Source organism: Mucilaginibacter gynuensis (genome assembly GCF_039541195.1).
Taxonomy (GTDB): domain Bacteria; phylum Bacteroidota; class Bacteroidia; order Sphingobacteriales; family Sphingobacteriaceae; genus Mucilaginibacter; species Mucilaginibacter gynuensis.
On record NZ_BAABFT010000004.1, the window covers coordinates 454,737 to 474,585 of the forward strand.

16 protein-coding genes and 1 pseudogene are annotated in these 19,849 nt (G+C 43.7%); 10 read left to right on the forward strand and 7 right to left on the reverse strand.

The genetic code is table 11. From position 1 onward, the window contains the following. From ABD894_RS10975 to ABD894_RS11000, 6 genes are all read left to right on the forward strand, one after another. Positions 1 to 1,473: a PAS domain-containing protein gene (locus tag ABD894_RS10975; protein ID WP_345211072.1), complete on the forward strand. Its 1,473-nt coding sequence runs from the start codon at positions 1 to 3 to the stop codon at positions 1,471 to 1,473. 150 nt (positions 1,474 to 1,623) lie between these two features. Then, positions 1,624 to 1,863: a hypothetical protein gene (locus ABD894_RS10980; RefSeq protein WP_345211073.1), complete on the forward strand. Its 240-nt coding sequence runs from the start codon at positions 1,624 to 1,626 to the stop codon at positions 1,861 to 1,863. 343 nt (positions 1,864 to 2,206) lie between these two features. After that, entirely contained in the window at positions 2,207 to 2,650 is a 444-nt protein-coding gene (locus ABD894_RS10985) for an Hsp20/alpha crystallin family protein (protein ID WP_345211074.1), read from the forward strand. Positions 2,651 to 2,734: 84 nt separating this feature from the next. Beyond that, the gene (locus ABD894_RS10990) at positions 2,735 to 3,031 is read left to right on the forward strand and encodes a hypothetical protein (RefSeq protein ID WP_345211075.1); all 297 of its coding nucleotides are present in this window, start codon (positions 2,735 to 2,737) and stop codon (positions 3,029 to 3,031) included. Further along, positions 3,021 to 3,218 (forward strand): hypothetical protein, encoded by a 198-nt coding sequence (locus ABD894_RS10995; protein WP_345211076.1) that lies wholly within the window; start codon positions 3,021 to 3,023, stop codon positions 3,216 to 3,218. Before ABD894_RS10990 ends, ABD894_RS10995 begins: the two co-directional genes overlap by 11 nt. Positions 3,219 to 3,241: 23 nt before the next feature. After that, positions 3,242 to 3,517, forward strand: a complete 276-nt coding sequence (locus tag ABD894_RS11000; protein ID WP_345211077.1) for a hypothetical protein — start codon at positions 3,242 to 3,244, stop codon at positions 3,515 to 3,517. Positions 3,518 to 3,585: 68 nt separating this feature from the next. Here the strand turns inward: ABD894_RS11000 and ABD894_RS11005 are convergent, their stop codons facing one another. The 4 genes and pseudogenes from ABD894_RS11005 to ABD894_RS11015 form a co-directional block, all read right to left on the reverse strand. Continuing rightward, positions 3,586 to 3,786 (reverse strand): DUF892 family protein, encoded by a 201-nt coding sequence (locus tag ABD894_RS11005; protein ID WP_345211078.1) that lies wholly within the window; start codon positions 3,784 to 3,786, stop codon positions 3,586 to 3,588. A gap of 67 nt (positions 3,787 to 3,853) precedes the next feature. Further along, a pseudogene (locus ABD894_RS28140) lies at positions 3,854 to 3,922 on the reverse strand (hypothetical protein); the annotation flags it as partial. Between the two features lie 163 nt (positions 3,923 to 4,085). After that, positions 4,086 to 7,238 carry an ATP-binding protein gene (locus ABD894_RS11010; RefSeq protein WP_345211079.1) on the reverse strand — a complete coding sequence of 1,051 codons (3,153 nt, stop codon included), beginning with the start codon at positions 7,236 to 7,238 and terminating at the stop codon, positions 4,086 to 4,088. A gap of 504 nt (positions 7,239 to 7,742) precedes the next feature. Then, on the reverse strand, positions 7,743 to 8,291 hold the full coding sequence (locus ABD894_RS11015) for a hypothetical protein (protein WP_345211080.1): 549 nt from the start codon (positions 8,289 to 8,291) through the stop codon (positions 7,743 to 7,745). Between the two features lie 867 nt (positions 8,292 to 9,158). Between ABD894_RS11015 and ABD894_RS11020 the strand changes: the two genes are divergently transcribed. Then, positions 9,159 to 11,543 (forward strand): phosphoketolase family protein, encoded by a 2,385-nt coding sequence (locus ABD894_RS11020; protein WP_345211081.1) that lies wholly within the window; start codon positions 9,159 to 9,161, stop codon positions 11,541 to 11,543. Positions 11,544 to 11,610: 67 nt separating this feature from the next. Here ABD894_RS11020 and ABD894_RS11025 read toward each other — a convergent pair whose 3' ends face one another. Next, on the reverse strand, positions 11,611 to 11,958 hold the full coding sequence (locus ABD894_RS11025) for a hypothetical protein (protein ID WP_345211082.1): 348 nt from the start codon (positions 11,956 to 11,958) through the stop codon (positions 11,611 to 11,613). A gap of 1,890 nt (positions 11,959 to 13,848) precedes the next feature. On the opposite strand from ABD894_RS11025, the gene ABD894_RS11030 reads away from it, so the two are divergent. Next, on the forward strand, positions 13,849 to 14,907 hold the full coding sequence (locus ABD894_RS11030; protein ID WP_345211083.1) for an endo-1,4-beta-xylanase: 1,059 nt from the start codon (positions 13,849 to 13,851) through the stop codon (positions 14,905 to 14,907). Positions 14,908 to 15,546: 639 nt separating this feature from the next. Here the strand turns inward: ABD894_RS11030 and ABD894_RS11035 are convergent. Then, positions 15,547 to 16,074, reverse strand: coding sequence for a DUF892 family protein (locus ABD894_RS11035; protein ID WP_345211084.1), 528 nt, complete (start codon positions 16,072 to 16,074; stop codon positions 15,547 to 15,549). A gap of 44 nt (positions 16,075 to 16,118) precedes the next feature. Beyond that, the gene (locus ABD894_RS11040; protein ID WP_345211085.1) at positions 16,119 to 16,505 is read right to left on the reverse strand and encodes a response regulator transcription factor; all 387 of its coding nucleotides are present in this window, start codon (positions 16,503 to 16,505) and stop codon (positions 16,119 to 16,121) included. A 195-nt stretch (positions 16,506 to 16,700) separates the two neighbouring features. Between ABD894_RS11040 and ABD894_RS11045 the strand changes: the two genes are divergently transcribed. Together ABD894_RS11045 and ABD894_RS11050 are read left to right on the forward strand one after the other, a co-directional pair. After that, positions 16,701 to 18,032 (forward strand): putative sensor domain DACNV-containing protein, encoded by a 1,332-nt coding sequence (locus tag ABD894_RS11045; RefSeq protein ID WP_345211086.1) that lies wholly within the window; start codon positions 16,701 to 16,703, stop codon positions 18,030 to 18,032. A 647-nt stretch (positions 18,033 to 18,679) separates the two neighbouring features. Then, the gene (locus ABD894_RS11050; protein ID WP_345211087.1) at positions 18,680 to 19,693 is read left to right on the forward strand and encodes a mechanosensitive ion channel family protein; all 1,014 of its coding nucleotides are present in this window, start codon (positions 18,680 to 18,682) and stop codon (positions 19,691 to 19,693) included. Positions 19,694 to 19,849: the final 156 nt, after the last annotated feature.

A 19,849-nucleotide genomic window follows, 5' to 3' on the forward strand; every position in this document is an offset into this window, starting at 1 on the left:
ATGTCAGATAAAACACAACGGGAACTTGAAAAGATTCTGGAATACTCGCATGACATCATATGCACAGTCAGCAGAGATGGGATCTTTCAACGTGTGAGTTCGGCAGTCTATCCAATACTGGGTTATCAACCCTCGGAGCTCTGCGGCAAAAACTACCGCGACTTCATTGAGACAGCCGATGTTCCGGAAGCCGAAAATCTTATTTGCCAAATCGTCGCGGGGGGCAACCAGTCAGGCCTGGAGAATCGCTACCGGCACAAACTCGGCCACCTTGTTCCCCTAATTTGGTCTGCCGGCTGGGATGAACATGACCAGGTGATGCACTGCATAGCACGTGACGGCAGCACCAAAAGGGAAAGGGATCAGTTGTTGCGTTCGCTCGAAGAGGCGAACCTGCGCTACAGTTATGTGACCCGGGCAACTTCCGACGCTTTATGGGACTGGGACATCAAAAGTAATACTCTTTACTGGGCGGAGGGTTATACCGAGATCTTCGGCCATCCGGTAAACGGTGTCAAAGCGGACATCAGCGCCTGGACCGATCATATTCACGCTGAGGACAGGGAGCGGATCGCTGAAAGTATCCGGGCAGTGCTAGTAAGCCAGCAAGCCAACTGGAAGGAAGAGTACAGGTTTGAACGCGCGAACGCCACGTTTGCCTATGTGGTCGACCGGGGTTTTATTATACGGGACAGTACACAGCGCGCTGTCCGAATGGTCGGGGCCATGCACGACATCTCTGAACGAAAAGCACGGATCAAAGAGTTAAAACAACTAGCTGACGACCTTTATCATCGTAACCAAGAACTGCAACAGTTCGGCTACGTTGTCTCGCATAATCTTCGATCGCCTGTTGCCAATATTATGGGCATAGTTACGCTGCTGGAAATCGACCGTGACGATCCGGAGATGATCGACCGTTGCATACAGGAATTAAAGTCTTCAATCCACCGCCTGGACGAGGTAATCTTGGACCTGAGCAAAATATTATCGATCACGGATGGCGCAACAGCTATGGTTCTTGAGCCTGTCGATGTCTCCGAAATACTTCAACATATCAAACTAGATCTCCATGATACCTTGGCCCTTAACGAGGTGACACTCTTATTGCCGCAATTACCGATAATTTTTAATTCTCATAAAGCTTATTTAAATAGTATTTTATTTAACCTGATCGGTAACGCGGTTAAATACCGTTCAGAAGAACCGCCGGTCATCCGGGTAGATGTAACCAGGGAGGGTAATGATCTGCTTATCCAAGTAAAAGATAACGGAACCGGGATCGACCTGGCAAAGTATGGCAAGGATATTTTTAAGCCTTATCAGCGATTTACGAATTCTCATGAGGGAAAAGGCCTGGGGCTGTTCTTGGTTAAAAGCCATGTAAAAGTGCTAAATGGCACGATCGAAGTGGCAAGTGAGCCCGAAAAGGGCACGACATTTACGGTTTTGTTAAGTTCGGGACAACGGTAGTCCTGGTTTCAAAAGATTCATTTTGCCTAATACGCGAAGCGGAATATTGTTCACAGGTTTGTACGTAGGGAATCTCAGGAAAGTCTGATCATCCGACTGTAACTTTTCGGTCTATGGAATGCCCAAAGGCAACCGTTTCATCGGAAATATATGGGTCAAATCCCCCTGTTGAAGAGGGATCAGAGCGTGAGCGGGTATAACATCTATGAAGTTATCAGCCATGGCAATTCAATCGGCTGGGTCAATCCATTGAACAAAGAGCGGGGCAAGGTGGTTTACACCAAGCAGAATCCGGCCAATGTGGACAATTTCAACAGTATCCCCACCGGAGGTGGGGATACTATTTTCCAAAACGGCATCGCCCTGCACCAAGGTAACATCAACCGGTAGGGTCTGATCTGGTTCGACAAATAAAGAACTCACCGCACATGCAGCAACAGGATAAAACATTAAAACGGAGACCACTATCGTTGCAGCCTAGCGAAGTGAGACATTCGCATTTGCTGAATGTTTTAATAAGAGGGACTCCGCTGTCAAAGACGAGAATCTCGCACCGCCAAGACTAATAACGTAAATCGCAAAATTGTCATTCTGAAGCTGAAAAAATTTCATTATTTGTGAAATTTTTTCAGCCCGATTGTAATATTTCAGCCATGGCACAGAAGTTGAAATACACTGTCCGGATTAATTAATTATAAGTTTTAATCATTATTAAATTAAGGAGGACAGACCTATGACACTGGTTAAATTCAATTCTGACAAACGTAACAATGGTTCATTATTACCAGTCTTTAATGACGTATTCGATTCCATCTTGAACGACACTTTTTTCAATGACCGTCTCACTTCACGCGTACCTGCCGCAAATATCAGTGAGACTGAAGAGCACTTCCACGTGGAGCTGGCGGCGCCGGGTTTTAAAAAAGAGGATTTCAAAATAAATCTTGACCGCAATGTGTTGAATATTTCCGTAGAACAGCGTACTGAAGATGACAATCAGCAAAAAAGCTACAGCAAACGCGAATACAGCTATGCGTCCTGGGTACGTTCCTTTACGCTTCCCGAAATCGCCAATCCTGAGAACATTGAGGCCACTTATACCGATGGCGTATTAAAAATTGATATCGCCAAACGCGAAGAGGCTAAAATGGTGCGCCGCCAGATCGAAATCAAGTAATCGATTTACAAACTTGAAGTATCATAAAAGGCCCGGCTCGCGCGGGGCCTTTTGCAGGTTGATGCTTTCTTAAAACTATGTCCTATGGAAGATCGGTTTTCCTTGTTGCTCAGTTTAAAAACGCACGCCGGTTTTGAAGTGTACGGGCAATTTGGTATTGGTAATGACAGTTCGGCTGCCTCGGCTTTGTTTGAAAGTTTACAGGGTGATGAAAAGTTACGGGGCGCGGCCGTTCTGCATATTGATCTCATGGAAACAGACGGGCCGCTCCCGGTAAAGATTCGGACAAAGTGTTGCCGGCTGGACGGATTGGCCGCGAACTGCAAACTTATCACACGTGAGGTCTTCCGTCAAAAAAATCTACGGACCTATGAGGAATAAGGAATTAATGTTACGGGTATTGTTTGCTACATTGGCCATTGTGGCTATTATATGGGAATTGACCGCATTCATCATTGGGCATCAGGCCGCTGAAACACCTAAACAATTGCTGTCAGCCATTTTTTTGTGCTGGGTAGTCTTTTGCTTGTTTCGCAAGCCGCAGGATGATGACGACTGGGCATACTAAATAAACAAACTGAGGTTAGATAGGTGATCATTCTATCAGAAAATTACGCGATGACTGTCAGTATGGGCAAGTTGGAGCATCGTTTCGAAGTGGGCCAATATCCGCACCATGATTGGGAATGCTGCAAATACAGAGTGTTCGAAAACGGTAGCTACTTGGCTAGTTTTGAACCTGACGCGCAGGCCTTTTTGCATATCTCTCAGAATCCCGGAAATGTGGAGGAGCAATTACTGCACTTATTGGCTGACAAGATTGAAAAGCACCATCCGCCTGGTATCAATGAGAATATTAAAAGCTAAAATTATGAGAAGCATCTTTATTCCTATAGGATAAGAAACAATTATTAAGCACTTTTACAGCCGCGGCCTCATTTACATAATTCTCTGCTACCTGAGTGAGTAAAAGAATCTGCATTATTTTCTTCGGCCAGCGTTTTATCAGATAAACTTTTGGCTTCGCTGTATCCCAATGTGCCTGCTAAAGTGCGAAGGGTCCCATAAGATGCGATCTCGTAATGCTTGACCTTTTGTGCTGCAGAAATAATTGCTACATCGGAACTTCTGTACATTTATCAGTATCTGAAGAAGTGCTGTCGCTTCCGCTAATAGGCCTTCCATAGCCAGGCATTTTTTTGCAACTGCCTTTTCGCGAATAGATGCAAACACATTTTTAAGGCGGGTGGGCTGATTTTTAGTTTTTTCCAAATACGTCGTTATCGTTCGTTTGAGATCTTCAGGTGTGGCGCCTTTGATCCCGGTTTTATGCCGGGTCTCCCAAAACAGGATAATTTTCTGTTTGTTTAGCTGAATTTTTCTTTTCTGTTCCGTCTTTACGGATATCCGATGCGGCAATTTTGTATTTCTGCATTTAGTTTTTCTTTTCATTCAGCCACAGGCCACCAGATTCCACGTCTCCGAAGAACTTAGTCTCTACCAATCCTGGAGGTGTATCAGCGGCTTTCTCTGCCGACATCCTGCTAAAAGTGCTTGGCGAATAGACCCAGGCGAAATATTTGAGACCAGCGGAAACCATTTGCGGGAACCAGACCTGGGCAGCCCAATCGGACGCCTCTGACCAGGTACCCAGCACATGTGTATTATCGTTCAATACTTTGCTGACCCCCGCTCTGCCTAATATTTCCAGCATTTTCATGCCGCCTCTTTTCACGCTTTCCACGTCCTGGAATCCCCTCCAGTCCACATCAAGCCTGGAATTTTCCTTGTTGTGGATGATATGTATGAAAGCGTCTTTATACTCGTCTGATGAATCGATCATTACAGACCTGTCTTTTACCTGTAGCGGCAAGCGGAAGAAAAAAGTAGATCCTTCGCCTTTTTTGCTTTCTATCCAGAAGGTACCCTGATGCCGTTTGATGATCTCCGAAGAAATGTATAAGCCAAGGCCAAGACCCTCAAATCGCATAGCGGTATTATCGACCCTGTAATAGCGATCGAACAGGTGTTCGATATGCTCCCGCTCGATCCCGATCCCAAAATCCTGTACGGATATGATGATCCCTTCATCTTTAACGTAAGCATTAACAAGCACCCTGGAAGCTTCCGGGGAATATTTTACAGCGTTATTTAAGATATTATTGAGCACCTGTTCCAGTCGTAACCTGTCGCCGGTATAATTTATATCATCGGCGTATTCCAATAAGATCTGATGACTATCACTTTTTAACTGCACGCCCTCTATCGTTTCCTCCAGGAACTGCCTGAAATCAAATTCCTGATTCTCGTAAATCATTTTCCCGGCATTGATACGGGTGACGTCAAGCAGGTCGTTGATCAGGTTTTCAAGCCGGTGGATATGATGGATAGATTTATCGATAAAGCCCTTAAGATTATCTGCTTTATTCGATCTGGACATCAGTTGGTTAAAAGCTTTTATGCTGGTCAGCGGGGTTTTCAATTCATGACTGGCGATCGACAGGAATTCATCCTTTTTCTGCTCGTTGTTTTTCTGAAGTTCGATATTGGTGTTCGTTCCCAGCCATGAAACGATGTTACCATTCTCGTAGTAAGCACGCGCACGCGCCAGGTGCCAGACATAATTGCCTTCCTTCATACGCAACCGGAATTCCACCTGGTATTCCTTCCCGCTCGAAAGGGCAGTTTGCCAGGCATTTAAAGTAGACGTGATATCATCTTCGTGAATGAATTTCTGCCAGCCCTGTCCCACGATAGCCTCACCATCCTCCCCAAAATCTTCCGCGACCACCTCGTTAACATATTTCAATGCACCATTAGGTGCAGCTGTCCAGACCTGCTGGGGGATCGCGTTTAACATGAACCTGAACTGTTCCTCACTTTGTTCCAGTTTACGCTTAGCAAGGAACTGCTCAGAAACATCCTGGCAGAGCACCATTACACCGGTGACCTGTCCGTCCGCTTCGCGATACGGCTGGTAAGTGATATTTAAAAAACCGCTGATCGTTCTTTCACCCTGGTAAACCATGTAGGGCTGATCAGTCAGATAAAGCGTTTGCCCGCTATCCATCACACGGTCGATAACGGGTTTAAACGTTGGTGCACTTTCAGGAATAATATCAAACAAGTTTTTGCCCTGTAGCTCTTCTGTCGTCCGTCCGATCATATCCGCATAGCGGTTATTTACGATAAGCACTTGCAGGGTCTTTCCGGTCAGCAAAATGATCCCGACAGGTGCATCCCGTACTAAATTGCGGAAGCGTTCATCACTTTCAGCCAAGCCAGATAGCGTTCGCTGCAAATGAAATTGCGTTTCACTTAGCTCCTCATTAGTGGCGGCAAGCTCTTCATTCGCGGAGGTCAACTCTTCATTGGCGGCATTGATCTCTTCATTGAGTGTTTGCTGTTCTTCGTAACTATCCTCCAGCTCTTTGGTACGATCGGAGACCCTAAGTTCCAGTTCATCCGTCAGATCACTTAACCGTCTCTGCGTCTGTAGTAACTCTTCATTCGTCGCAAAGAGTTCTTCGTTGGCCGCGCCAAGTTCTTCATTCAGAGCCAGTTCACGAAGATAGGCCTCGTTGATCTCGTTCGCATAGGCGTTATTGAGGATAGTGCCGGCCTGCCGGCCCACATCTTCCATGAACCTCAGATAGTCATCATCCAATCGCTTTCTGGGAGAAATCCCTAATACCATGTAGCCGCTCACACCGGAATTGCCACCTGATATAGGTACGACCACCGCTTCCTTAACGGGTTCATTTACATGATCAACGAGCGGTACGGGTATATGATCGGCGAGTTCGGAAATGATTACCGGCCTGTTATCAAATGATAATTTTGAAGAAAGGTCTGTAAAGTATTGGATTAGCTCTTTGGGAATAGCAGTATGGCCACTGAGCACTGCCGGCTGGCCATCCTTCCCGATAGCAGTGAACAAAGCACAAAACGTGATATCCTCTGGCGCAGTGTTAAGTATTGAAAAGATCAGTTCCGTAGCACCACTCACACTAGCTGAACTGTTCAGGTTTTCCCAGAATGACAAAAGCAAAGCATTGCGGCGTTCATTGATGTGACGGTAGGTGGTCTCAATGACCGCGTTGAATACACCACCCACAGTACCGTCTGGAGCTACGATGGGCGAAAGGGTATAATCAAAATAGCATTCTTCTTTGTAACCATACCGGTTCATCAGCAGGAGGGCATCAGGCTGACGGATGGATTCACCGGTTTTTAAAACAGAATTGAATTGTGCCTCCAGGCCCCCCCATATCTCGGGCCATACCTCTGCTCCGGGTTTTCCAAGGGCCCATGGGTGCTTATTTCCTGGGATCGAACTCCAGGCATCGTTATAGATCAGTGTAAATTCTGATCCCCAGTAAATAGCGATCGGAAAACCTGAATTGAGGCTGATACTTACTGCGGAACGAAGACTTTCCGGCCAATGATCAGGAGAACCTAAAAATGTTTGCGACCAATCTGAAGCGCGTATAAGTTCACCTGCCTTGCCGCCCCCATTTAAAAATGTATAAGAAGTAGTTGACAATGTTATATAATTGAAATGGATCAAAGGTATTTGAAAAGTCATGACTTATAATCATGGTTCAAAGTGAATAAACGCTGCTTTCGGGCAAATGTTTGGCTATTGATATCCGTTTGTTAGGATAACAATCTATGGAAATAGGCTGATATGTACAAGATCATAAAATCACAATGTTGATAAGATTGATCTGCTTTGAAAAGATGCTTTAAGAACAGCCTTCTTTCTTGTTCCTTTACAAATCAAAAGTGTATTTTTTTAATTTCAAGCAGGGAGTGTTTTGGGAGGGTATTTTGGAAATATAGCCTATCGTTTTCAAATCGTAAATACTTGAATTAGTTTGGTTAGCAGTCTAAACAGTAAAACTCAAATCGTATTCTCTATTCCTTAATCTTACAACATTACTGAGTATCGAGCGTGAAGGACACTATAGGTTTCGAAAAAAGATGCATCACCGGGCAACTTAACAATCGATATTTGACCTTTGATTATTTTATTTCTACATTCGAGTCTATTAAACTTTTAAAATATGCATGGTATAAATACTTAACATTAGTTAAGGCCAACACCAGGCACATCCTCCAGAAGTACCTTAATCCTGCTGATCAATGCAATTTGCCGAGATAAAGATTGCCCGGCCTCCAATTGTGCAACAATAGTACGCAATTCTGATAGACGTTTACGCTCACCTGCCGCTTTTTGCACCAGAGCAAAATTTACCTTGTTAAATAGCTTGCCAAGTTGTCCAGAGAGTGGCTCTATGGTCACAGGCATCGGCATTACCAAGAAAGCTGCCCTGTCTTGGTATGCTATCTCCAGCCGGGAAATCTGCACATCACGTATCGTTCCGTCACAACGTAGATGCCGGTAAGTATTCATAAAAAGATTATCACCGTTCGCTTCACACAGGGCACGCCGTAGGCTTGGCACATCCTCTCCGGGCCTGATATCATCAATATAAATGAAACGACAAGTTTCACTCCAAGTTGAATGGCTATAACAAACAAAAGGACCGAATTGAAATATCCTACCCGAAGAATTTATTCGTTGGATAGATACAAAGCAATAAGTAATCAAATCATCTGCCAGGCTGATTTCCAATACTGTGGGTGCAACTATGTTGGACACGTTTTTAGAGTAAAGCTAAGCCCGATTATTTGGAAATAATTATATTATAACCAATCGATGCTGCTGTTCGTATAATATTAGTGTACATTTATTGCGTTAACGGTACAAATAGCATGGATTAAGTTAAGAGATGGCAAGGGAAGGCCATCTCTTTTTTGTTTAATAATGAAATAGATATAATTAGGAATTACTACGGAAATATTTCAGCTTTGATTATTCTTAAAAGAGCAAGTAAGATATCATAACAAGTCCACTTAGCGTAGGGGTACGCTAAGTGGTTTTTAAAGGCCTGATTGGGTAATGCTTTCCGCTTTTCCTCAAATTTTGATGAATAAACTCAATTGGAAAATTAGGCTTATAGCGGTTCATAGACGCAGTTCAAACAGGCTTTGATTAAATATTAAAATAATTTATCATATAGTCTGATTAAAACATCTGCCATTTACTGTTGAATTTTTGCAATTCTATTAGATTTGGCTGGAAGGATTAAGCTATTTCTTATCGTAGAAGTTTTGATTATGATTTTTTCTGTTTTTTTTATAAAGGATACAAATATTAATAATTCCATTTGCGACTTGTATAGAAGTGTTTACCAATCGCCCCATGTGAAGTGGCCTGTCAATTGATTATATAAAATTTAATTACTTACTAAGTAACCGGATTCAACCCAAATGTTAATTCAGGCATTAAAAGAACCAAACATAAAAGTTTATTCAAACAAATTGCTGATCAGGTGTTGTATATAACATAGCGGCAAATCACATTTTAAGATGATCCTAATCACTTCATAACGGCCATCTATTCGAGATCTTCACCAATAAATATTTTAATCCGGAAAGTATGAATGAACAAGCTTCCTATGTTCAGAACAATGATTTGTCACCTGAGCAATTAAACCAGATAGATGCCTACTGGCGCGCTTCCAATTACCTTTCCGTTGGACAGATTTACCTGCACGACAATCCGTTATTGAAGGAGCCACTTAAAATTGAGCATATTAAACGTATGTTGCTGGGCCACTGGGGTACTACACCGGGTCAAAATTTTATTTATGTGCATCTCAACCGTATCATAAAAAAATACAATATTAACATGCTCTATATCTCCGGACCAGGACATGGCGGGCCGGCCATGGTAAGCCAAACATACCTGGAAGGAAGCTATAGTGAGATCTATCCTGACATCAGCCGGGATGAAGCCGGGTTAAAAAAGCTTTTCACTCAATTTTCCTTTCCGGGAGGTATTCCCAGCCATGTTTCGCCGGAATGTCCGGGATCTATGCATGAAGGAGGTGAATTGGGTTATTCCCTTAGCCATGCTTTTGGTGCTGTATTTGATAACCCTGATCTGATCGTTTCTTGCATAGTGGGGGATGGGGAAGCAGAAACCGGCCCTTTAGCCACGGCCTGGCACTCCAATAAATTCTTAAATCCTGTGAGTGACGGCGTCGTATTACCCATTTTGCACCTGAATGGCTATAAAATAGCCAACCCGGCTGTATTAGCCCGGATACCCGAAAAAGAGTTGCTGGCTTTGTTTGAAGGTTATGGATGGAAGCCATACCTGATAGCAGGTGATGATCCGATAACGATGCACCGGGAGATGGCAGCGCTGCTGGATATGGTGACAGAAGAGATCAAAACTATTAAAAGGCTTGCCACAGCTAACCCGGATGGAGAAAGGCCATGCTGGCCAATGATCATCCTGAAAACACCAAAAGGTTGGACAGGACCCAAAATGGTTGATGGCCTACCCGTAGAAGGAACATTTCGTGCCCACCAGGTGCCCCTTACTAACCCGGTCAAAAATCCGGAACACCTGCGGCAACTGGAAGAGTGGTTAAGAAGTTACCGACCGAATGAACTATTTGATGATAACGGTAGGCTCCTGCCTGAACTAATTGCGCTTGCTCCTGACGGTGAACGTAGGATGGGTACTAACCCGCATGCAAATGGCGGGTTGCTGCTTAAGGATCTGCACATGCCAAAATTTGATGATTATGGATTAGACGTTAGCGAACGCGGCATTGCCGGGCCTGGTGATACGCTGGTTTTAGGCAAATTCATGAGGGACGTTATTCGGTTAAACCTGGAAAATAGGAATTTCAGGCTTTTTGGTCCCGATGAAACACTATCAAATAAATTAGACGCTGTTTTTGAGACCACCGAACGACAATGGCAAGCTGAAATAGTAGACTCCGATGTGTTTTTAAAAAAAGGAGGCAGGGTGATGGAAATGCTTAGTGAGCATCAATGCGAAGGCTGGCTGGAAGGTTATCTGCTTACCGGGCGCCACGGATTATTCAATTGCTATGAGGCTTTCATTCATATTATCGACTCCATGTTTAATCAGCACGCCAAATGGTTGAAAGTAACTTCAGGCTTGCCATGGCGTAGGCCGCTGGCTTCTTTAAATATTCTTCTGGCCTCGCATGTATGGCGTCAGGATCATAACGGTTTCACACATCAGGATCCTGGTTTTATAGATCATGTGGTCAACAAAAAAGCTTCGGTTGTGCGGGTTTATCTACCCCCCGATGCAAATTGCTTGTTGTCGGTAATGGATCATTGCCTTAAAAGCAGGCACTATGTGAATGTAGTGGTGGCAGGCAAACATCCATCCCCGCAATGGCTTTCTGTAGAAGAAGCAACTATTCATTGTACCAAGGGTATCGGTATATGGAATTGGGCCAGCAATGATGATGGGAAGGAACCGGATGCTGTGATGGCTTGTGCCGGAGATGTACCCACATTAGAAACCCTTGCGGCAGTATCAATTCTCAGATCAAAGCTGCCCGAATTGAAGATCAGGGTGGTTAATGTGGTTGATTTGATGAAGTTACAGCCCGAACGTGAACATCCGCATGGTTTAAACGATACGGATTTCGATGCGCTGTTCACCAAGAATAAACCGGTGATATTTGCTTTTCATGCTTATCCATGGTTAATTCACCGCCTTACCTACCGGCGCACCAATCACTATAACATACATGTGAGAGGGTATAAAGAAGAAGGCACTATTACCACGCCTTTTGATATGACAGTATTAAATGAAATGGATCGTTTCAGCCTGGTTCAGGATGTGATAGACCGCTTGCCTCAATTGGGCGACCGTGCAGCTTATCTTAAACAAGCAATGAAGGACAAGCTGATTGAACACCATCACTATATCCGGGAAAATGGAATCGATATGCCCGAGATTTTGGATTGGAAATGGGCGATATAGAAAGGCAGGCGAAACGTGATATTGAAATAGGTTTCAACGTGAATTTTTAGGCTCGTAGCCGTTTACTTTAGTTATAAAGCGTTGTACTATTTAATTCAATACGATAATCTGTTATCCATAAAATATCAGGTTTATTGTCTTTATTAATTGTTCCATTATCTACCCATGCGTTAAATTTAGATGGTAGATATTGGTTGCCAAATTGAGCGAGATCAATAATACTTTGATTTTTTTTAACGACATTGTTCACAAGCATCATGCCATTTACAACGGAGCTTACCGCTTCATCCTCAAAATCATTACAAATCAGTGCTGCCTCATCGCCGGATTGGGTTAATTGCCAGTCAAGCCGTATCAAATCATTTTTATCAACTCTACCTTTAATTGTTGTAAGGAACAATTCTTCCTCGGCCAACAACTTATTTATTTGATTCGTAGCTGCATAAGCACGACGGAATTCAGGAAGGTTTTAGCCTGATCGGCTATGGAATTAGAATGCAACTCAGGGCAAACGCATATCAAGACGGATCCTATTTTAGGAACAGGCCCGAAATTTTTTAATAGGAACAATTTTTTGTGTTCATGTCTCATGAATATATTCAAAGTCAACAAATACTCCGAGAAAATTTCCAATAAAGGGTGTTCAATTGGGCAAGATTTTTCAGTTCAGTCACGAATTAACGGTTAAATTATTTATGGTTTTATTTAGCACAGAAATTGATAATTTTCGGATCAGTTATTAGTCTAAATAATAAGATTGCTCCCTGACGCATTGTTAAGGTTCGCGTGTTCTTATATCCCCTTGAATATAACCACTCGAAAGAGTTCATTATATAGCTAAAGCCCGCAAGGGCTTTTTGCATTCTACACTGGCTAAGATTAATGGTTCAGTTTTTTAAAAAATCCGATAGTATTAATCCATCGCAAATATTTCAATGTAGATTTTTTGCATTGCCTCGAATTCATCTTCAGTAAGTTCGGAGAAGTTCTTTTTGCGACGATTAGGAAAGACACCTTTACTCTGCTAGAGAAATACGACCACCTCGTTCAGCTTTCTGTTCGGCATATCTATCAGGTTTTGCAGTTCGGCTTTTAGTTCGTCGTAACGTTCCAAAAAAACAATTCTTCAGAAAGATCATGTCGGATGGTGGACTGGAGGATGGTCTGTGCCAGGTAGGTACTTTGCTAGTCAGGTCCGAATGGCGGAAATAAGCGGCCTCTTCAACAGGATTAGTGACGTTCACTTGCTCTGACGCTGAATATCTCGATCCGTCAAAAGGAAAGCAGATTGTATTAGCGACCATATTGAACAGTGGATTAGCTTTTCAAGCAGTTGGGGAACGCTGTCCTGAAGTTAACGAAATTCCCGCCGCAATTCGTTGGTAAAGTCATCAAAAACCTATCCCAGGAACAACCGTTGCTTACATTAAAATGTTAATCCTGAAACCTTGGGGAATATTTTGCGTAAACAGGGCTGTTACCCGTCCCTAATTAACTCATTCTCCATGTCGAACCCATTATTTTTTTCGATATTAATAAAAGATAGGATCCGGAAAATCTTTATCCAGGCAATTCTTAATAATACGACCTCAAGAATTGACCACATCAACAACGCGATTGCCGAAAATGATCAATTGATATCTACGTTAAATCAGCGGATGTTAAAACTAGGGCTGAATCTTTCACATTCCTAATATATTGCCGGGCCAGCCTAATTGCATCAAGTTTACGCACCAGATTGGCAACAATTATTCAGCCCTGAAAAGTGTCGTAACGGACATCGATAATAACTTAACACTCATGGCTAAACGCTTCCTGGGTATATAACTGATGTAAAGCTCGGTACAATGGTTCTGGGATTCAAAAATTCACATCCTTAACGCGAAAAAATAAATATTCGCGTATCGTGCAGGATGTTAACATCTGGGCAATCCGGAATTTTCAGAGTCAGAAGATGGATGACCGATCAATTGCAATAAAGCAAAAGGGGATTGGCTTTGTAGAAAGCTGATGGCAGAATTATATACATCGGCTATAACAGTAAAAAATGTTTATTTCAATTAAATTTAATAAAGATTGAAGCGCTGTCATTACGCTGAATAGCCTTCTTCTCATGGTCGGGGGGACCTCCCTCATCTATTCTAAATAGTGACAGGATGTAATGGTGGCAAAGACTATAAAAAAATTTTAGAAGTCATCTAAATCTCTCTAAAACGAAGGTCCGTATAAGTTTGCATGAAGTCTAAGACACTATGAAAAGATTTTATAGATTAGCGGATCAAAATCATCCAGGCGATAGTTAATTATGAAGATGAAGGCTTATTTATTATCGATGATAATCGTTGCAGGGTGTGCTTTAAATGCCAAATCGCAAACATGGAAAGGTCTGAAGGATTACTTCATAGGTGATTTTCCAATCGGTGTGGCTGTTGCCGCCCGGGACCTGCGGGATTCTGCTACGCGAAAATTGATATTAAAGGAATTTAATAGCCTGACTGCGGAAAACGCCATGAAAATGGGGCCTATTCATCCCCGTGAAGACCTTTACAACTGGACAGAAGCAGATGCCATTGTAGATTTTGCGCAGGCGAACCATTTAAGGGTGCGCGGACACAACCTGTGCTGGCACTCGCAAACGCCCGACTGGATATTTTATGACCAGGAGAAAAAGCTGGTCAGTAAAGAGTTATTGCTGCAAAGACTGAAAGATCATATCTACGCTGTTGTCAACCGTTATAAAGGCAAAATCTATGCCTGGGATGTGGTTAATGAAGCCGTATCGGACGCCCCGGGCCAAAACCTGAGAAATTCCCTGTGGTATCAGATCTGTGGTGATGAATTCATTACTAAAGCTTTTCAATTTGCACACGAGGCCGATCCCGGGGCGATATTGTTTTATAATGATTATGGTACGGAAGACCCTGCCAAACGGGAGCGCATCTATAATATGTTGAAGAAACTCGTAGACGCGAATGTCCCCGTCGATGCTGTAGGACTGCAAGCACACTGGTCGGTAAACGATCCTTCGCCCGAAGCTTTGATCAACTCTATTAAACGCTTTAGTTCCTTGGGATTAAAGGTCCAGATTACCGAATTGGATATATCAATTTTTGCCAACGACAAGGAGATCGCCACAATGGCGACAGACGCCCAACGGGTTGCCAGGCAGGCAGCACAATATGCAATGGTATTCAGGGTGTTCCGCAGATACAAAAAGGAGATCACAGGTGTCACTTTCTGGAATATATCAGATAAATACTCCTGGTTAGATAATTTTCCGGTGCGCGGGCGTAAAAACTACCCGTTGCTGTTTGATAAAGATCTTAAGCCTAAGCCCGTTTATTGGCTCATTGTGGATGAATAAATAACCGGTGTTGGCTAAAACGGAATCAGAGAATGATCAATGTCCCTGTACCGATCGAGCTGTTTTCAGCAAGTCACGCGCCTTAATTCCTATTGCATTAGGTAAACGTCTCGTCAGCAAATGATCGAATTTCCTCTTAAAGTTCGATTAGCCTGGCCATAAGGCTTTCAGCACCTGCCCCCTTTAGCGGAACTTTGAGCGGGGCACCAATAATACGGCACATAAGCCTCCGAATTGCCGATGATTCGCCGACCGACTTGGTAATGTTCCGCGAACTGCATCTTGAATAGGTGATGTCGGGCCTACCACATTTTATATTTGAAATAGCAAGCAAACTAATCTGCATCATCACCGCGACCGCCTGAGGTATCGATCCTTTTGTCGCCTGAGCTAATTGAGTGTTCAAAAAGGTATGTAATAAAATGTGCAGCTCGCTTTGGCGTTATGATTTTATACAATGCTTCTGGAAAGTTTACTGACCTGAAAAGTAGTATGTTCGGCGGCGTACACTTAATGATGAACGCCTTTCCATTATTGTTCTGTTTTCAGAGGTGATAGACAGCCAGACGATGTCAACGTTTAATTTACACCTTCATGTTGTGATTTTTGGTATGATACGTCTATGCCCGCGGCAAATGACTACTTCGAAGTAAGGTATTTAGCGGTAATCAGTAACAACAACGTCCGGTCTGCCTTGGCTTCATCGTAATTCTCCCGGATCAATTGTTTAATCTGTTTGTTTTTTAGTTTTACCGCTGCCATTTCCAGCACCTGAAAGGAGGCCATTTCTATACTTTCAATGTTCTGCATATAGAATGCGATAGAAAGATCCCGGAGTTCGGGGTGCTGACCGTGTGTTTTGATATCTTCGAACGCGTCATCGATCAACCCCGCCAGGCCGCTGCAATTTCCCTGGGCCCGGTCCGCTTCCAGCATAGCATAAATGATGTCCATCCGGGCCAGTTGTTTTTCCACATCTTCGCAGGTTTCTTCGATTGCGAGTTTAAGATCAGTAAAATGGGCTTCCTGCGCGATTTCCGGTAAATGCCTAACCAAATGTGTTTTGGCCGCATAGATCTTATCGAGGTTATTCAGAAAGTAAACCCGGAGATCTCCGGGACCAAGATCTATTTTTCCGCATTGCTGGTTATCAGACTTGTTTTCCATGTTGTCACTCATAGACATAAAGGTAGCATAAATAACCTGAAAGGTCACGTCAGGAACTTAGTTACCTGTGCGACCAGGTCGTAAATATCAAATGGCTTCCTGATATAAAAGTCCGCACCGCATTCGTTGGCCAGCACAGCCAAATTGGTTTCCGCGGATATCAGCACCACTGGTAACTGATAGGGATATCTGGCTTTGATCTCAGCGCAGATCTCATCGCCGCGTTTTTGGTACCCGTCGATACGCACATCAAGTAAAATAAGGTCCGGGTGTATGATATGGATATACTCGGCGGCATCTCCCGTGTTCGAAACGACCACATTATAACCTTCATCGCGAAAAACGATTTGCAGGATTTCCAGAATGTCTTCGTTGTCGTCGATAATCAAAATCCGCTTCATACTTCTGTACTCATCAATATCTGTTCCCAAGTCTTTTTTTGCCCGGTTAAATCCGAAATCAATGATAAACCAACATACAATCAATAATATACGGAGACTTTCGTGATTGCATTAAATTTTTTATGTAACGTTTATTATACTTTATGTCCTAAATCTTTCCGTATACCCACGTCAACATTTACTGTGTCCGGTTGTTAAACACCAAATCATACTCAGATCCGCACCATGGCATTGTCAAACGCTCAACCGAAAGATCTCGCACTGCATGTACTGGAAAAATTGCAGCACAGCAAATTATCCCTCGACATCCCGCCCCTGGGAGTGCTGGAAGATCTTTTCGAATGCTTGTTTTTCACCAGTATGCGAACAGAGGAAAGCGATCTGGTGAAAGTGACCATTACGCTGATCGACCCGGATAACCCGGATCCAAGGCCGCCGCGACGGATCGTAGCTGAACGCTGGAGCTGTATTAAATTTGACGTGCCGCTGGAAATGACCATCAAGGCTCTGGTAAAGCTTTCAAAAGCATCTGATCCGTCCAGCACCTCCCTGGCCGTCTATTTTGACCGGCAGGGTAAGCTGTTTATTTGGGGAATGATCGACCAGGCGATCCATTACCAGAGCTTTTTGAACTATGAATCAGAGTCCGGTTCAGAGCAACCCGGCCTGTTCCAGGTCAGTATCAACGATATCGGCACCCTCAATGTGCTGTTCGATTACGAACTGCTGGCCACCCTGAAGCAGAATAAACTGATTCCGCGTTACCTGGATGTGTTTACTATCGGTCCGGTTTCAAAAATTCTGAAAGCCAACGCCGCGCATCTGAAAGATGAACTCAAAACCTTTCTTTCGGCCAGCCACGCAGGGGAACATTTTGAAGACTGGGAAATCTTTATGGATGGCATCTGGATACAGGTACTTTCCAGGCTGCTGCTGCGGATACAAAATTACCATCATGGCGGAGCGATCCTTATAACCGATGAGCATGAAGGCATCGATATTAAGTATGCGGTGCGTTATGACCGGCTTAAACATGCCATCAGCAATTACGCCAAGGAAACCGTTAACCATTACATGGCCGAAATGCTGATCGATGAGCACCTTGGCGCGGGTAAGAAAGTGATCAGCAAACATGGGTATCTGGAAGAATCGCGCGCCCTGCTGGCCAAACAGGAGATCGCCGACGAGATCAAGGGATGCATTTCTTTTTTGGCATCACATACCTGTGTGGATGGGGTGTTGCTCTTTTCACGCGACATGATTTCCCAGGGATTTGGTGGCGTCCTGAAAACGAGACGAATGCCCAAACGGATCTTTGTTTCGTCCGCAGCTACGGCCAGCCCGAAATCACTGGTGGCGGCTGATCCCGGGCATTTCGGTACCCGGCACCGCTCGATGATCGCTTACTGCTGGAATCATCCCGGCAGTCTGGGTCTGGTGATCTCCCAGGACGGGGACATCCGGGCCTTTCACCGGATAGAGGAAAAACTGATCATGTGGGAGAATATCAAGACGCAGCAGTTCCTGAAAAGCAATAAGCTCAGACGGCGTAATTAGTCGCAAACACCTATGACATTAGGTCTGATTATTGCAGTTGCCCTTCGTAAACTAAAGCTTGACGGGCGATGCGCTCTGCTTAACCTATTGCTGGTTCAGCGATCCAGCTTCCAGGTATGACTGTCACATTTCAGGCAATGGTATCTTTTTAAAGGCAGCCAGAACAGCAGTGTTTTCATCAGCAGTTTTCGGGGAACACGTTCCGCATCATGACGTTTTCCGCCGCAGCGGCAGAAAGTTTTATCTTCGGGCCTAATAGTAGGGGTAGCTATCATATGTCCATAAAGTTTTTCGGCTCCTCTTTATGGCTTATAATGGGTTGGTACCGCAAAAATACGACAAATAAGCAGTTTTCGCCACCCTAAAGGCAGCTTTCTGCTAAAGCGCGGTATTTATAGGAACTTTGAAATTTGTGATTTGGCCTGAGGTTGAAATTAATTCAACAGTTGTCATATTCGAAAGCCAGTAGATAAGCGGGCTCGGCAGGATAGTTGTGCTTTATCCGATGCGTGTTTTCGTTTTTCAATTGGGACAATGTGAATAGGCTCATTCATGGTTTTGATAGCTATGTGATAGTGATCTGCGAAGTGAATAGGCTTTAAAACTGCGGGATGATAATTTTCGTAAACCAATCTATAGTATCAAAAATGGAAATCAAAACCCAGGAAGCCACGCCCGAACAAAAAGCGACCATAAAAAAACTGCATAACGAGGAGGTTAAGAAATCGAAGATCGGAACGTATATTATTGGTGCGATAATTTGTATCGCAATTACCTTCGTGATAAGATTAAAAATATTCGATTTCATTGGATCTTATCATGATTTATTTGAGCACCTGCTCTTTGCCGGTGCTTGCAGCTTTGCCATCCTAATCGTCTCGAGGTTTGTACAAACCCAGGTAGCTAAAGCTCAACTTGACAAAGGATTACTCTATAACCTGGTCCAGGTTACCCGTCTGATTACCTACATTTTGATCATTTTTATATTCATTTCCTTTTTGAACGCAAACTGGTACACGGCGGCGGTTTCCCTGGGTTTAATATCCCTGTTGTTGGGCTTTGCTTTGCAGACGCCTATTGCGTCCCTGATCGGCTGGTTTTACATCATCATGCGTGGACCATTCAAGGTCGGCGACCGCATCCAGGTCGGAAGCTTTAACGGTGATGTGGTTGAAATTAATTTTTTAGATACAACGCTTTGGGAATTTGCAGGAAACCTGATGAGCAGTGATCTGCCAAGTGGCAGGCTGATCAGATTTCCCAATAGTCTGATCTTTCAAAACCAGGTCTATAACTACTCCTGGCAGAAATTGCCGCTGGTATGGAACGAAGTCTCATTTTATATCACCTTCAACAGCGACCTCGACTGGGTAGAACATACGGTACGAAAAGCCTGCCTGGAACAACTGGATGCCAAAACGAAAGAGAGCATACCGGATATGCGTGACCAGATCTCTGAAGGGCTGGTGGAGGATTTCGAGATCAAAGAATTCCCATTTGTTAATTTCAGGATCCATCAGAACAATTGGGTAGAGGTGCTGCTGATTTACATTGTTAATCCCAAACAGTCATCTCAAACCCGAAGTAAGATCGTTAAGGCAGTGATCGCTGAAATGCTTAAAGAGCCGTCCAAAGTTGCCTTTGTATCTGAAGGTAGTTAGGCTTTATGGTGCATTGTGAACATAAAATATCAATCGAAGTATATTATGTGGTGTTCATCAATTACAAGAGCCGATAGCATTAGAATTCCAGCGTTTTATGAACCCCCCTGTTCAAACTTATTGACCAAATCGGTTCAACTTTTTCAAATCAGCACT